We start from the raw sequence: 13,872 nt of genomic DNA on the forward strand, positions 1-13,872 counted from the left end.
GTATGAGCGATCCAGGCCAGAACCGCCCGGACCACCGCCCGGACCACCTCGCGGGCGCCCCCGGCACACCCGGGGCACCGCAGGAACCCGCCCACCCGCACTGGTTCGACGACGAAGCGGGCCCCGTCGTCCGCCCGTACGCCATGACCCGCGGCCGGACCAGCCACGCCGGTCAGCACCGGCTCGACCTGATCGCGCTCGTCGTCGCCGAACCGGCGGCCGACGATCCGGTCTGGGACATGACCCTGTCCCCCGAACACGCCCACATCCTCGGGCTGTGCCGGGAGCGCCCGCAGTCGGTCGCCGAGCTCGCGGCCGAACTCGACCTCGCGGTCGGGGTCGTACGGGTCCTGATCGGGGACCTGGTCGACGAGGAACTGGTCCACGTGACCCGGCCGGTACCGCCGGCCGAACTGCCCGATGAATCCATTCTGCGTGAGGTGATCGATGGCCTTCGGGCGCTCTAGCCGCACCGGTGCGATGCACGCCGTGTCGCCGGTCGAGCCGCTGACCCTGAAGATCCTGGTCGCGGGCGGCTTCGGGGTGGGCAAGACCACCCTGGTCAGTGCGGTGAGCGAGATCAGACCGCTGCGGACCGAGGAACTGCTGTCCGAGCCCGGTGTCGGCATCGACGACACCGGGGGAGTGGAGGGCAAGTCCACCACCACCGTGGCGATGGACTTCGGGCGCATCACGCTGCGCGAGGACCTGGTCCTGTACCTGTTCGGTACGCCCGGACAGGACCGCTTCTGGTTCCTGTGGGACGAGCTGGCCCAGGGCTCGCTCGGCGCCGTCGTCCTCGCCGACACCCGCCGCCTCGCCGACTGCTTCGCCGCCGTCGACTACTTCGAGCGGCGGGGGATCCCGTTCGTGGTCGCCGTCAACTGCTTCGACGGGGCCGAACGCCATCCGGTGGTGACCGTACGGGAGGCGCTGGACCTCGATCACGAGGTGCCGGTGCTGCTGTGCGACGCCCGGGACCGGGAGTCCGTGAAGGACGTGCTGGTCGGGGTCGTGGAACACGCGATGTCACTGGCGCGGGCCCGGCGCCGGAGCCTGACCGCGGGGACCTGAGCAGCGGACTCCGGGCCCCGGGGACCGGCTGCACAGGAGGCGGCCCGTACCCCCGCCGACTGGGGTACGGGCCGCAGCTCTCATGGGGGGACGGAGGTCTCTCGCTCGCGGCGTCGTACGCGGAGCGGGACCGTGGAGCGAGTGTGAACCTGCCGCCGGGAGCCGTCAAGCGGTCCGACAGCAGTCCCTGTTCAGGGTCCGCGCCCGGCCGCCGCCGTCACCCCGGCGCAGCCGTCTGCGTCACCTCCGCCGGTGTCGTCACCGCACGGCGACGACCGCCGATCCGTGCCCGAACAGCCCCTGGTTCGCGGTGATCCCCGCACGGGCCCCCGGTACCTGCCGGTCCCCGGCCGTACCGCGCAACTGCCAGGTCAGCTCGCACACCTGGGCGATGGCCTGGGCCGGCACCGCCTCCCCGAAGGAGGCCAGCCCGCCGCTGGCGTTCACCGGCACTCGCCCGCCGAGCGCCGTCGCGCCCTCCCGTACGAGCTTGGCCCCCTCGCCCTCGGCGCACAGGCCGATGTCCTCGTACCACTCCAGCTCCAGGGCGGTGGAGAGGTCGTACACCTCGGCGAGCGAAAGGTCGCCCGGCCCGATGCCGGCCTCCTCGTACGCGGCACGGGCGATCGACGCCCGGAACGAGCCCGGCGCCGGCCGTACGGCGGTCGCCGAGTCGGTGGCGATGTCCGGGAGGTCGAGGACCGTACGGGGATACGTCGGCGTCACCGTCGACACCGCCCGGATCCGCACCGGATCGGCGACCCCGCGCGAGCGCGCGAAGTCCATGCTGCTCAGGACCAGCGCCGCGCCCCCGTCCGAGGTGGCGCAGATGTCGAGCAGCCGCAGCGGATCGGCGACGACCGCCGACTGCGCGACCTCGTCGGCGGTGACCGGCTTGCGGTAGCGGGCGTGCGGGTTGAGCGCGCCGGCCGCGGCGTTCTTGACCTTCACCTGTGCGAAGTCCTCGAGCGTGTCCCCGTACACGGCCATCCGGCGGCGCGCGTACAGGGCGAAGTACGCCGGGTTCGTGGCGCCCAGCACGCGGAACCGCAGCCAGTCCGGATCGTCCGGCCGGTCCCCGCCCGCCGGGGCGAAGAACCCCTTGGGCGCCGCGTCCGCGCCGACCACCAGGACGACGTCGGCCAGCCCGGCCAGGATCTGCGCCCGCGCCGCCCCGATGGCCTGGGCCCCGGAGGCGCAGGCCGCGTACACGCTGGTCACCCGCGCGCCCTGCCAGCCGAGGGCCTGGGCGAAGGTCGCACCGGCCACGTAACCGGGGTAGCCGGAGCGCACGGTGTCGGCGCCGACGATCGACCGGACGTCGGCCCATTCGAGCCCGGCGTCGGCGAGGGCGGTGCGGGCCGCGGCCCGCCCGTATTCGACGAAGCTGCGGCCCCACTTGCCCCAGGGGTGCATCCCGGCCCCGAGGACGGCGATGTCGGCGCTCACGCGGCGCCTCCCGTCGGCTTGAACCGCCAGGTGGTCCAAGCGGCTTCGGCATCCTCGTTCAGCACACCGCCGACCACCTCCACCTCCATCCCGACCGCCAGATCGGCGACGGTGACCCCGGGAACCGTCTGCCCGAGCACGACCATCCCCTCGGCCTCGAGCTCCACCGCGACCAGGGTGTACGGCTCCCAGGGCGCGTCCGGGTCGCAGACGTACGGCGCGGGCGGCCGGTAGCGCCCGTCGGTGAAGGACCACACCCGCCCGCGGGGGGAGAGCGGGACCTCGGCGAGCTCGCCGCCGCCGGGGCAGTGCGGATTGCGGCAGTACGCGTCCTCGCGCGGGAAGAACACCGCGGTACAGGCGGAACACCGGGTGCCGAGCAGCCGGAAGCCGCCGCCGTCCGGTCCGTCCTCGGTGAACCACCCGCTCACCACGGGGGTGCGTGCGCGTCCCAAGGGAACCCCTCCCTAGCCAGTCACAGTAATCTGACGGTTCGTCAGGAGTCTGTCACGGGCGGGCAGCCCTGGCACGGGTTCTCGGCAAGCCACTTCTGCGCGATCTCGGCCAGCTCCGCGTCCCGGCCTGCCAGCATCATCCGGATCATCTGCGCGTCCCCGCGCAGCGACCAGGCAGGGTGCCCGAAGGTGGCCGGGTTGTTCTTCTCGAGCAGGAAGTGCGCGGGCCAGGCGCTCCCGTACCCGATCAGAGGGAGCGCGGCGAGGTAGCGCTTACGGCCGCGGGCCAGGCCGTACGCGGTGAGGGCGAGCCCGGTGAGGGTGCCGGTGAGGTGGACCCAGCGGGTGGCGGCGCGGGAGTGCATGGCGACGTAGTAGGGCCAGAACTCCTCGTACGAACGGTACGAACGGTTGGTCATGCGGGCACGGTACTCACGGCCGGACCGAGGCGACAGAGACCGGGAAGTCGAAGGCGGAATCGGGAAAGGCCTCGGGCTTGAACGTGAAGTGCCACCACTCCTCGGGCAGGTTCACGAAGCCCTGCGCGGCGAGCGTCCGTCCCAGCAGCTTCCGGTTGGCGCGGGCGGCGCCCGTGATCCCCGGGTTGTCGGTGTGCGAGAGCGGATCGAAGAGATCGAAGGGGGTCCCCATGTCGACGGGCCGCCGCAGCGGCAGCCGCACCAGCGTCACATCGACCGTACTCCCCCGGCTGTGCCCGGACTTCTCGGCGATGTACCCGTCGGGAATCAGCCGCTCCTTGTCGACGTCCGGATAGAACTCCGCCTTCGTGGACTGGTCCTGCGGATCCGCCGCCCACCGTACGAAGCTGTCCACCGCGCGCTGCGGCCGGTAGCAGTCGTACACCGTCAGCGAGTACCCGCGCGGCAACAGCTCCCGCTGCGCGCGCCGCAACGCCTCGGCGGCGGGACGGGCGAGCAGGCAGACGGGCTCCTCGTACCCGTCCACGACCGCGCCGGTGAAATTGTCCGCCGTGGCGTACCTGATGTCCTGGCCGATCGTGGGATCCACCTCGGCCAGGGCCACGAACCCGGGCGGCGCCGAGCCCCCGGTGCCGCCACCGGCGAGCACCGCCGCACAGCCCATCACTCCCGCAACTGCAGTCATCCTCACGCCCCTTGGCATATCATCACGGCATGCAGGTACAGCCGAGGGACTCGCACTGCTCCACCTGCGGTTCGCTGTTCGACACGACCGCCTGGCCCCGTACGTGCGCCTCGTGCGGCGCCGTCACGTACCGCAACCCGCTCCCGGTGGCCGTCACGCTGCTTCCGGTCGAGGACGAGGCGGGCACCGGCCTCGTGGTCATCACCCGCACCATCGAGCCGGCGCTCGGCGGCATCGCCCTGCCGGGCGGCTTCATGGACTTCGGCGAGGACTGGCGCGACGCGGTCGTCCGCGAGCTGCGCGAGGAGACGGGCATCCGCGCCCCGGCCTCCGACGTCGTCCTGGCCGACGCGATGAGCTCCCCGGCGGGCCACCTGCTGCTCTTCGGCCTGCTGCCGCTGCGGCCGACGGCATCCCTGCCGCCGTCGGTCCCGACGGACGAGACCACGGGCTGGCACGTCCTGCGCACCCCGACGCAGCTGGCGTTCCCGCTGCACACCCAGGCCGCCGCGGCGTGGTTCGCGGGACGCTACGGCGTCTGACGGCGAGGCGGGTGTCCGGGTCGGGCTCGGCGTGATGCCGGCCCGCCGCCCGCCGCTCATATCCCCAGGTCCGTCACGAAGCCGGCCATCGTCACCACCGCGACGGCCACCGCCGTCACCGTCAGACCCCGTCCCCACAGCGCCCTCAACGGCACCGGCCGGACCCGGAGGCACGCCCCCGCGATCATCGGGAGCGCAGCACTCGCCACCGTGCACGCCCAGACCGCCCCGAACCCGGGGGCCGGCGCGACGTGGTCGCGCAGCCACCCGTGGCCCAGCAGGGCGGGTGGCGCCGATACCGGCACCAGCAGGACCAGGACCAGGACCGCGACCGGCTCCGGCCACGCCGTCAGCCGGGCGGTCAGGCGGCCCAGGAGCGCCAACGGCTTGACGAGCAGCAGCCCGTGCAGGAACCCCACCGCCACCGCGGCGACCGATCCGACCCCGAACATCACCAGGAATCCGACCGGGGACGCCTCCTGCGTCGCGACGAGCAGCCCCCATGCGAGGAGCAGCTGGCAGGCGCCCACGACCTCGGCTCCCGGCGCGATGTCCCACTGCCGCGGTCGGCGCAGTGACCGCAGCCCGGGCACGTAGGCCCGCGCGGGCCTCGCCGGGTGGGCCGGGCTCGCCGAAACCATCACAAACCCCCTGAACGAACGGCTCCGACGGCAGCAGGGTGGGTCGCCGCCGCACGGGGCAGGATCCCGCGGCCTCCTAGAAGGACCCTGCATCCGCGCTGGAATGCGCCCCGGAAGCGGCCCCGGATCCCGCTGCCGGAGCCGAACCGGGTACCGTCCCGGATCCCGGGCCGGAGCCGGCCCCGGAGGCCGGTGCGGGAGTCGAGCCGGATACCGCCGCGGATCCCGCCTCGGGTCCCGCCCCGCATCCCGTCCCGGCCTGCCCCGGCCCCTCGCGGTCGAGTCCCCGTACCTCCACGCCCTCCACGGGTTCCCCGGCCTCGTTCTCCACCACCACCGCGTCCCCCAGCCACCGCACCGTGTACCGCTCGACCACGCCCGGCTCGAAGCCCGGTCCCGGGTCCCGGATCACCACCCCGCCGCCCGTGCGTCCCCGTGCCGGGGCCCACGCCTCCAGGGCCACCCCGCCCTCTCCGGGCCGGCGCACCGGCAGGACCGCCCCCGCCCGGGCCAGTACCGGGATCCGCCCGGGCGGGGCGTCCAGCAGGATCTGCCCGGGGCCCTCGTGCGCCGCCCCGGTCGCGGTGTCGTACCACCGCCCGCGGGGCAGCCGGACCGCCCGCCGGTCCGCCCCGCATTCCAGCACCGGCGCCACCAGCAGCGCGTCGCCGAGCAGGAACGCGTCCTCGCAGTCCCGCAGCGCCCGGTCCTCCGGCGCCCCCCACCACAGCGGCCGTACGTACGGTGCCCCCGTCCGGCGCGCCAGCTGGGCCAGCGTCATGAAGTACGGCCTCAGCCGCTCCCGCTCCGCCAGGACGGCCCGCGCCCGCTCCTCCACCTCCGCCCCGAACTCCCACGGTTCGCGCCGCCCGGCCCAGATCGCCGAGTGGGTCCGGAACAGCGGCAGGTACGACCCCAGCTGCAGCCAGCGCAGATACAGCTCCGGCGCGGGCGCACCCCCGAAACCGCCGACGTCCGGGCCCGAGTACGGCACCCCGCACAGGCCGAGCCCCAGCACCAGCGCGAGCGAGGCCCGCAGCCCCTCCCAGCCCGTCTCCACGTCCCCGGACCAGGTGCCCCCGTACCTCTGCATCCCCGCCCACCCCGACCGGGAGAACAGGAACGGCCGCTCGTCGGGCCGCAGCCGCACCAGCCCCTCCCAGCCCGCCCGCGCCATCCCGAGCGCGTACACGTTGTGCGCGGCCCGGTGGTCCCCGCCGGCGCCGTCCATCGCGTGCCGCGCCGAACGCGGCAGCGTCATGTCCCCGAACGGCGCGAAGGACACCGGTTCGTTCATGTCGTGCCACACCCCGGAGAAGCCCTGCTCCAGCCGCTCGGCGTACAGCCCGCCCCACCACGACCGCACCGCCGGATCCGTGAAGTCCGGGTACGCGCACTCGCCGGGCCAGACCTCGCCGCGCACCTCCTGCCCCCGCGCATCCCGTACGAAGGCCCCGCCCGCCCCCACCGCACGGCCCGAGTCGTGCACCGCGTCTCCCGCCTTCACCGCCGGGTCGACGATCGAGACGAGCCGTACGCCCTGCTCCCCCAGCTCCTGCGCCAGCCCCGGCAGATCGGGGAACCGCTCCTTGTCGACCGTGAACACACGGTGCTCGTCGTAGTGGTCGATGTCCAGGTGCACGGCCGACAGCGGGAGCCCCCGCGCGGTGTAGCCCGACACCACCCGCCGCACCTCCTGCGCGCTCCCGAACCCCCACCGCGCGTGCTGGTACCCGAGCGCCCATTCGGGCGGTACGGCGGCCCCGCCGGTCAGCCCCGACCAGCCCTGCAGCACCCGCGCCGGCGTCCCCACCAGCACCCAGCACCGCAGCGGCCCGCCCTCCATGCGCAGCTCGCTCGAGCCCGGCCGGTCCGCGCCGGAGCCGGCGCCCTCCTCGCCTTCGCGCAGCGCCACCCGGCCGTCCCAGGAGTTGTCGTGGAACACCAGATGCGTTCCCGCGTCCGCGACCACCATCTGCACCGGCATGGTGATGTACAGCGGATCGTCGCCCGGCCCGAAGCCGCCCTTGGGATCCGTGTTCCACAGCCGGTACACCCCGTCCCGCAGCCGCGGCCCGCCGGCCCGTCCGCCCAGCCCGAAGAACCGCGCGTCCGCCGGTACCTCGGCCCGCTGGAGCCACCGCGGTTCGACCGGCTGCCCGGCGACCGGCTCCGCCGGCTCCCACCAGCGCGGCGGGAGCTCCCGGCGCAGCACCGCGCCGCCGGGCGTGCGCACCTCGACCGCCCCGTGCCGGGACACCGCCACCGTGACCCGCTCCGACACCACCCGCCAGCCGCCGCCGGTGTCCGGTTCCAGCACGGCCCGCGGGTCGGGCTCCGGCCCGCTGCCGACCAGTGCGTACGAGGGCGTCGGCGCGGCCCCGTCCCAGCCCCAGAACACCGCACCGCCCGCCGTGACCCGTACGAGCAGCTCCGACCGGGCGAACCGCAGCACTCCGCCGCCCGGCCGCGGTTCCGTACCGGTCAGCAGACCCGGCACGCGGGCCCGCTCCGCGCCCCGGCGCGGGAGCCCCACCGCGTCCGTGCGCCGGTGGCGCCAGGCCGAGCGCCATGCACGCCGTCCGCGCTCCGTACCGATCTCTTTCACTGCACGCACCAGATCGCGACCGTCCATGCCGCTCACCCTGCCACCGGCCGCCGGGCGAGCGGGCTGCGTTCAACTTCCGTTCACTCGTCCATGACGCCTCTGGTGCGGATCTAGATCGCATGGCATGGTCCCTGTGAGCCGCCGCGCGCACACCCACCGCGCGATGGCACCGTACGCACACCACGCGAGAGCCGCAGACTTGACCGGGAGCCGACCCATGACCTCAGCCACGCCGCCGGAACCCCTCTGGTCCCCGGGCCCCGACCGCATCGCCGCGGCCCGTATCACCGCGTTCCAGGCCTGGGCCGCGGAGCGGTTCGGAGCCCCCGCGGACGGCGGCTACCCCGCGCTGCACAGCTGGTCCGTCGACGAGCTCGACACCTTCTGGCAGGCCGTCGCCGAGTGGTTCGAGGTCCGGTTCACCACCCCGTACGAGTCCGTCCTCGCGGACCGCTCCATGCCGGGCGCGCGCTGGTTCACGGGTGCCGAGCTCAACTACGCCGAGCACGCCCTGCGCGCCGCCGAGGACCCGGCGCGCGCGGACGACGCCGCGCTGCTGTACGTGGACGAGACCCACGAAGCCACCCCCGTGACCTGGGCCGAGCTCCGCCGCCAGGTCGGCGCGCTCGCCGCCGAGCTGCGCGCCCTCGGCGTACGCCCCGGCGACCGGGTGAGCGGCTACCTCCCCAACATCCCCCAGGCCGTCACCGCGCTCCTCGCCACCGCCGCCGTCGGCGCCGTGTGGACCTCCTGCGCCCCCGACTTCGGCGCGCGCAGCGTCCTCGACCGCTTCCAGCAGGTCGAACCGGTCGTCCTGTTCGCCGTCGACGGCTACCGCTACGGCGGCAAGGAGCACGACCGCCGCGACACCGTCGCCGAACTGCGTGCCGAGCTCCCCTCGCTGCGCGCGGTCGTCCACATCCCGCTGCTCGGTACGGCCGCCCCCGACGGCGCCCTCGAGTGGTCGGAGCTGACCTCCGCCGCCGTCGAGCCGGTCTTCGAGGCCGTCCCGTTCGACCACCCGCTCTGGGTGCTCTACTCCTCCGGTACGACGGGCCTGCCCAAGGCGATCGTGCAGTCCCAGGGAGGCATCCTCCTGGAGCACTTGAAGCAGCTCGGCCTGCACTGCGACCTCGGCCCCGAGGACCGGTTCTTCTGGTACACCTCCACCGGCTGGATGATGTGGAACTTCCTCGTCTCCGGCCTGCTCACCGGTACGACGGTCGTCCTGTACGACGGCAGCCCGGGCTACCCCGACACAGGGGCCCAGTGGCGGATCGCCGAGCGGACCGGGGCCACCCTGTACGGGACCTCCGCCGCGTACGTCATGGCCTGCCGCAAGGCGGACGTGCACCCCGCGCGCGATTTCGACCTCTCCGCCGTGAAGTGCGTGGCGACCACGGGCTCACCGCTGCCGCCCGACGGCTTCCGCTGGCTCCACGACGAGGTCGCCGAGGACCTCTGGATCGCCTCCGTCAGCGGCGGCACCGACGTCTGCAGCTGCTTCGCCGGAGCCGTCCCCACCCTCCCCGTGCACATCGGCGAGCTGCAGGCCGCCTGCCTGGGCACCGACCTGCAGTCCTGGGACCCGTCCGGCAAGCCGCTGACCGGGGAGGTCGGCGAGCTGGTCGTCACCAACCCCATGCCCTCCATGCCGGTCCACTTCTGGAACGACCCGGACGGCAGCCGCTACCGCGACAGCTACTTCGAGATGTTCCCCGGCGTCTGGCGCCACGGGGACTGGATCACGATCACCGACCACGGCTCGGTGGTCATCCACGGCCGCTCCGACTCCACCCTCAACCGGCAGGGCGTCCGGATGGGCTCCGCCGACATCTACGAGGCCGTCGAACGGCTCCCCGAGATCAAGGAGTCCCTCGTGATCGGCCTGGAGGAGCCGAACGGGGGCTACTGGATGCCGCTGTTCGTCCACCTCGCGCCCGGCGCCACCCTCGACGACGACCTCCGCGGCCGCATCAAGGCCACGATCCGCGAGGAACTCTCCCCACGGCACGTCCCCGACGAGATCATCGAGGTCCCGGCCATCCCGCACACCCTCACGGGCAAGCGCATCGAGGTCCCCGTCAAGCGCCTCCTCCAGGGCACGCCCATGGCGAAGGCGGTCAACCCCGGTTCGGTCGACCGGCTCGACCTCCTGCCCTTCTACGAGGAGCTGGGCCGCACCCGTACCCGCGACTGAGGTCACTGTCAGTGGCCCTGGTTACTGTGAGTGAGCAACCGATTGCGCCACTCAGGGGGAGCCATGCCACGGACGCGCCACGACAACGGCCGCACGACCGGCGACACCACCGGTCGTACGGCCGGCCGCACCACCCGGCGCCGCATGCTGCGCCGCGAAGTCCCCAGCACCGTCGGTCTCCTGGCCGACGCAGGGGACTTCGCGGCCATGCGCGGCTACCGCAGCTTCGCCTTCGACCACCACGACGACTACAGCGACTACCTCCGGCACGTCGACGGCCTGCTCCGGTCCCTCGCGGCCCAGGGCATCCACACCACCGTTGCCCTCTTCGACCCCGACGAGTACGCCGAGTTCTGCACGGAACGCGGCCTCGATCCGGACACCGCCGCAGCCCGCACCCGCTTCACCGCCGAACTGGCCGGCGCCGGGGCCGTGCTTCCCTACACCGGCCAGCCCATCGACGAACTCGTCCCGCTCCTCGTCGACGCGGCCGTCCGCCAGGCCACCTGGGAGTACGCCACCAGCCTGCTCGCCGGCGTCGGAAACTGCGCCGACTGCGGCGAGGACATCGGCCGCACCTCCTTCACCCGGGCCGCCGACACGCTCACCCGCCTCGTCGAGGGCGCCGGGCCCGGCCACCACCACCTGGTGTGCAGCGTCCCGACCCAGGACGAACAGCTCCTCGCCGTCCTGCACGCCGAAGTCACCGACAATCCGGGCGGCCCACCACGCATCGAGGGCCGCGCAAGCCTCGACTTCGTCACCGTCCTCGCCGCCGGCCTCGCCCTCGGCGGCCCCGGGGGACTGGTGCTGCGCAGCACCACCGAGGGCTTCAGCGACCGGGTCCACGGCTGGCGCCTCGACCGCGGCCGCCTGGTCCCGCTCTCCGCGGCGGCCGTGTTCAACGCCTACTGCACGGACGCCGACACCGGGGACCCCGTAGCCCCCGAACCCGGCGTCGAATACTGCCCCGGCTATGAGGTGGACGGCCCCGCCCCGCACCACTAGCGCGTCCCGACCGGGAGACGACCGAGGGGCCCCCGCCACCGGCGAAGGCCCCTCGATCGACAACACCCCGCCCGGCTACTCGCCGGACAGCACCGCCTGAGCGGCCACACGGGCCTCCTCGGCGCTGTCCGCCGCACGCGCCGCGGCAGCGGCACGCTCGCACTGCGCCAGCGTGTGCTTGGCGAGCGTCGCCCGCACGTAGGGAATCGAAGCGGCACCCATCGAAAGAGAGGTGACACCCAGACCCGTCAGCACACAGGCCAGCAGCGGGTCGGAAGCGGCCTCGCCACACACGCCGCAGCTCTTGCCCTCAGCCCTGGCGGCCTCGGCCGACATGGCGATCAGGTCGAGCAGCGCCGGCTGCCAAGGGTCCTGCAGCCGCGACACCGCACCGACCTGACGGTCGGCGGCGAACGCGTACTGGGCCAGGTCGTTGGTGCCCAGCGACAGGAACTCGACCTCCTGCAGGATCGAGCGCGCCCGCAGCGCAGCGGACGGGATCTCCACCATCGCGCCGAACTTCGCCTTCAGCCCGGCCTCGCGGCACGCGACCGCGAACGCCTTCGCGTCGATCCGGTCGGCCACCATCGGAGCCATGACTTCGAGGTAGACCGGCAGGCCCTCGGCCGCCTTGGCCAGCGCGGTGAGCTGCGTGCGCAGCACGTCCGGGTGGTCCAGCAGCGACCGCAGACCGCGCACGCCGAGCGCCGGGTTCGGCTCGTCGGCCGGCGTCAGGAAGTCCAACGGCTTGTCGGCACCGGCATCCAGGACGCGTACGACGACACGACCCTCGGGGAAGGCCTCGAGCACCTTGCGGTACGACTCGATCTGCTTGTCCTCGGACGGCGCCTTCTTGCTGTCGTCCAGGAACAGGAACTCGGTACGGAACAGGCCCACACCCTCGGCTCCGGCCTCCACGGCCGCCGGCACGTCCGCCGGACCGCCGACATTGGCCAGCAGCGGCACCTTGTGACCGTCGGAGGTCGCACCGGGACCGGACGAGGCCGCGAGAGCGGCCTTGCGCTCGGCGGCCGCGGCCTCCAGCTCGGCCCGCTTCTCGGCGGTGGGCTCGACGAACAGGTCACCGGTACTGCCGTCGACGGCGATGACCGTGCCCTCGGCGATCTCACCGGCACCCGGCAGCGCCACGATCGCCGGTACGCCCAGCGCCCGCGCGAGGATCGCGCTGTGGCTGGTCGGGCCGCCTTCCTCGGTCACGAAGCCGAGGACGAGCGCCGGGTCGAGCAGCGCGGTGTCGGCAGGGGCCAGGTCCCGCGCGATCAACACGTACGGCTCGTCGCTGTCCGGCACACCCGGCATCGGCACCCCGAGCAGCCGCGCCACGATCCGGTTCCTGACGTCGTCCAGGTCGGCCACCCGGCCGGCCATGTACTCCCCGGCCCCCGCGAGCAGGTCGCGGTACGAGGCGAACGCGTCGTACACCCCGCGCTCGGCGGTGCTGCCGACAGCGATGCGCCGGTCCACGTCCGCCATCAGCTCGGGATCCGTGGCGATCATCGCCTGGGCCTCGAGCACGTGCTGGGCCTCGCCGCCGGCCAGCTGGCCGCGCGCGATCAGGTCGGCGGACACAGCCTCCACGGCTTTGCGGGCGCGCCCCTGTTCGCGCTCCGCCTCGTCCGCGGTGATCTGCTTGGCCGGCGGCTCGAGAACCGCCGTGCCCATGTGCCGCACCTCGCCGATCGCCACCCCGTGGCTCACGCCGACGCCTCGCAGCGTTGTCTCCATTTCACCCGTCTCCGATTGAGCGGCGGCCCCGGCCGCCGCGGTGGATGTCCGACCCGCCCGTGTGGGGCGGACGCGTCACTGCCAGCTGAAGAGAACGTCTCCGGCCTTGACCTCGCCGTCCTCGTTCATGTCGCCGAGGGCATCGGCGGTGGCCTCCAACGCCACGACGGGGCAGATCGGCGACTTGCCGGCGTCCTCGACGGCCTGCGGGTTCCAGCGGATGACGGCCTGACCGCGGGTCACGGTGTCGCCCTTGTTGACGAGCAGCTCGAAGCCCTCGCCGTTGAGCTGAACGGTGTCGATCCCGAGGTGGGTGAGTACGCCGTGTCCTTCGCCGTCGACGACGACGTACGCGTGCGGGTGCAGGGAGACGATCACACCGTCGACGGGGGACACCGCCTCCGAGGGCTCACGCACGGGGTCGATGGCAGTGCCCGGACCCACCATTGCGCCGGAGAACACCGGATCGGGCACTGCCGCGAGTCCGATGGCGCGCCCGGCAAGTGGGGACGTCACGCTGGTCATGGGGGGCCTCCCAGGGGTGGGGCTTCATCGTGCAGCCGTCACAGCCTGCGCTGCGACGGCATACTTTTTGAAGGGTATGTCATGACACGTCCCGGTTCGCACGTAGTGAACCCCCTGCCAGAGGCCACGACGCGCTGCCGCGACGACGTAGTGGACTAGACCATACGCCTGAATCGATTTGCTTGGGCACCACCCGCCCTGTACTGTCGTGACTCCCGCCAGGACGTGCCGCGTGAACATCTCGCGAACAGCTGATGGACGGGACTCCTCCTCTTCAGCGCCGATCTTGATCCTTTCTTCTCTTCGTATTGCCTTTTCGGTAAATCGGGTGAGTGGTCAGGAAGCCAGAAAAGCCCTGATAGAGTCGGAATCGCCGGAAAGGGAAAGTGCGAAAGCGAATACCCCGGAAAGCAAGCGGGACTGACTCTGATAGAGTCGGAAACGCAAGAACGAAAGCCCGGAGGAAAGCCCGAGAGGGTGAGTACAAAGGAAGCGTCCG

General features: G+C 73.0%; 13 protein-coding genes. 5 read left to right on the forward strand and 8 right to left on the reverse strand.

All coding sequences use genetic code 11. From position 1 onward, the window contains the following. The first annotated feature begins 2 nt into the window (after window positions 1-2). A complete protein-coding gene (locus IF09_RS0136495; protein WP_030303387.1) occupies window positions 3-467 on the forward strand; it encodes a DUF742 domain-containing protein in 465 nt (154 codons plus the stop codon). After that, window positions 448-1,074 (forward strand): GTP-binding protein, encoded by a 627-nt coding sequence (locus tag IF09_RS0136500; protein ID WP_030303389.1) that lies wholly within the window; start codon window positions 448-450, stop codon window positions 1,072-1,074. The genes IF09_RS0136495 and IF09_RS0136500 overlap by 20 nt, the downstream gene beginning before the upstream one ends. Before the next feature lie 258 nt (window positions 1,075-1,332). On the opposite strand, the gene IF09_RS0136505 is transcribed toward IF09_RS0136500, so the two are convergent. The 4 genes from IF09_RS0136505 to IF09_RS0136520 all read right to left on the reverse strand — a co-directional run bounded on the left by IF09_RS0136505 (window position 1,333) and on the right by IF09_RS0136520 (window position 4,103). After that, window positions 1,333-2,523 carry a lipid-transfer protein gene (locus tag IF09_RS0136505; RefSeq protein ID WP_030303391.1) on the reverse strand — a complete coding sequence of 397 codons (1,191 nt, stop codon included), beginning with the start codon at window positions 2,521-2,523 and terminating at the stop codon, window positions 1,333-1,335. Beyond that, window positions 2,520-2,957 (reverse strand): Zn-ribbon domain-containing OB-fold protein, encoded by a 438-nt coding sequence (locus tag IF09_RS0136510; protein ID WP_030303393.1) that lies wholly within the window; start codon window positions 2,955-2,957, stop codon window positions 2,520-2,522. The genes IF09_RS0136505 and IF09_RS0136510 overlap by 4 nt, the downstream gene beginning before the upstream one ends. A gap of 62 nt (window positions 2,958-3,019) precedes the next feature. Next, window positions 3,020-3,397, reverse strand: a complete 378-nt coding sequence (locus IF09_RS0136515) for a DUF962 domain-containing protein (RefSeq protein WP_030303394.1) — start codon at window positions 3,395-3,397, stop codon at window positions 3,020-3,022. 13 nt (window positions 3,398-3,410) lie between these two features. Further along, the gene (locus tag IF09_RS0136520) at window positions 3,411-4,103 is read right to left on the reverse strand and encodes a M15 family metallopeptidase (RefSeq protein ID WP_418953100.1); all 693 of its coding nucleotides are present in this window, start codon (window positions 4,101-4,103) and stop codon (window positions 3,411-3,413) included. A gap of 29 nt (window positions 4,104-4,132) precedes the next feature. Between IF09_RS0136520 and IF09_RS0136525 the strand changes: the two genes are divergently transcribed. Continuing rightward, a complete protein-coding gene (locus IF09_RS0136525) occupies window positions 4,133-4,645 on the forward strand; it encodes an NUDIX domain-containing protein (protein ID WP_051833531.1) in 513 nt (170 codons plus the stop codon). 56 nt (window positions 4,646-4,701) lie between these two features. Here the strand turns inward: IF09_RS0136525 and IF09_RS0136530 are convergent, their stop codons facing one another. Then, window positions 4,702-5,286: a hypothetical protein gene (locus tag IF09_RS0136530; protein ID WP_030303398.1), complete on the reverse strand. Its 585-nt coding sequence runs from the start codon at window positions 5,284-5,286 to the stop codon at window positions 4,702-4,704. Window positions 5,287-5,362: 76 nt separating this feature from the next. After that, entirely contained in the window at window positions 5,363-7,921 is a 2,559-nt protein-coding gene (locus IF09_RS0136535; protein WP_078613689.1) for a glycoside hydrolase family 31 protein, read from the reverse strand. Window positions 7,922-8,111: 190 nt separating this feature from the next. On the opposite strand from IF09_RS0136535, the gene IF09_RS0136540 reads away from it, so the two are divergent. Continuing rightward, entirely contained in the window at window positions 8,112-10,094 is a 1,983-nt protein-coding gene (locus IF09_RS0136540) for an acetoacetate--CoA ligase (RefSeq protein ID WP_030303402.1), read from the forward strand. Window positions 10,095-10,157: 63 nt separating this feature from the next. Further along, window positions 10,158-11,102: a hypothetical protein gene (locus IF09_RS0136545; protein ID WP_030303403.1), complete on the forward strand. Its 945-nt coding sequence runs from the start codon at window positions 10,158-10,160 to the stop codon at window positions 11,100-11,102. Window positions 11,103-11,177: 75 nt separating this feature from the next. On the opposite strand, the gene ptsP is transcribed toward IF09_RS0136545, so the two are convergent. Beyond that, a complete protein-coding gene (gene ptsP / locus IF09_RS0136550; protein WP_030303405.1) occupies window positions 11,178-12,848 on the reverse strand; it encodes a phosphoenolpyruvate--protein phosphotransferase in 1,671 nt (556 codons plus the stop codon). A gap of 75 nt (window positions 12,849-12,923) precedes the next feature. Beyond that, window positions 12,924-13,373 carry a PTS sugar transporter subunit IIA gene (locus IF09_RS0136555; RefSeq protein ID WP_030303406.1) on the reverse strand — a complete coding sequence of 150 codons (450 nt, stop codon included), beginning with the start codon at window positions 13,371-13,373 and terminating at the stop codon, window positions 12,924-12,926. Window positions 13,374-13,872: the final 499 nt, after the last annotated feature.

Origin of the sequence: Streptomyces katrae, from assembly GCF_000717655.1 — a bacterium.
GTDB classification, from domain to species: domain Bacteria; phylum Actinomycetota; class Actinomycetes; order Streptomycetales; family Streptomycetaceae; genus Streptomyces; species Streptomyces katrae_B.

What these genes read in the sequence shown, in the direction of transcription:
- IF09_RS0136495 (WP_030303387.1), top strand. Translation starts at nt 3, where the DNA reads ATGAGCGATCCAGGCCAGAACCGCCCGGACCACCGCCCGGACCACCTC.
- IF09_RS0136500 (WP_030303389.1), top strand. Translation starts at nt 448, where the DNA reads ATGGCCTTCGGGCGCTCTAGCCGCACCGGTGCGATGCACGCCGTGTCG.
- IF09_RS0136515 (WP_030303394.1), bottom strand. Translation starts at nt 3,397, where the DNA reads ATGACCAACCGTTCGTACCGTTCGTACGAGGAGTTCTGGCCCTACTAC.
- IF09_RS0136520 (WP_418953100.1), bottom strand. Translation starts at nt 4,103, where the DNA reads ATGACTGCAGTTGCGGGAGTGATGGGCTGTGCGGCGGTGCTCGCCGGT.
- IF09_RS0136525 (WP_051833531.1), top strand. Translation starts at nt 4,133, where the DNA reads ATGCAGGTACAGCCGAGGGACTCGCACTGCTCCACCTGCGGTTCGCTG.
- IF09_RS0136530 (WP_030303398.1), bottom strand. Translation starts at nt 5,286, where the DNA reads ATGGTTTCGGCGAGCCCGGCCCACCCGGCGAGGCCCGCGCGGGCCTAC.
- IF09_RS0136535 (WP_078613689.1), bottom strand. Translation starts at nt 7,921, where the DNA reads ATGGACGGTCGCGATCTGGTGCGTGCAGTGAAAGAGATCGGTACGGAG.
- IF09_RS0136540 (WP_030303402.1), top strand. Translation starts at nt 8,112, where the DNA reads ATGACCTCAGCCACGCCGCCGGAACCCCTCTGGTCCCCGGGCCCCGAC.
- IF09_RS0136545 (WP_030303403.1), top strand. Translation starts at nt 10,158, where the DNA reads ATGCCACGGACGCGCCACGACAACGGCCGCACGACCGGCGACACCACC.
- ptsP (WP_030303405.1), bottom strand. Translation starts at nt 12,848, where the DNA reads ATGGAGACAACGCTGCGAGGCGTCGGCGTGAGCCACGGGGTGGCGATC.
- IF09_RS0136555 (WP_030303406.1), bottom strand. Translation starts at nt 13,373, where the DNA reads ATGACCAGCGTGACGTCCCCACTTGCCGGGCGCGCCATCGGACTCGCG.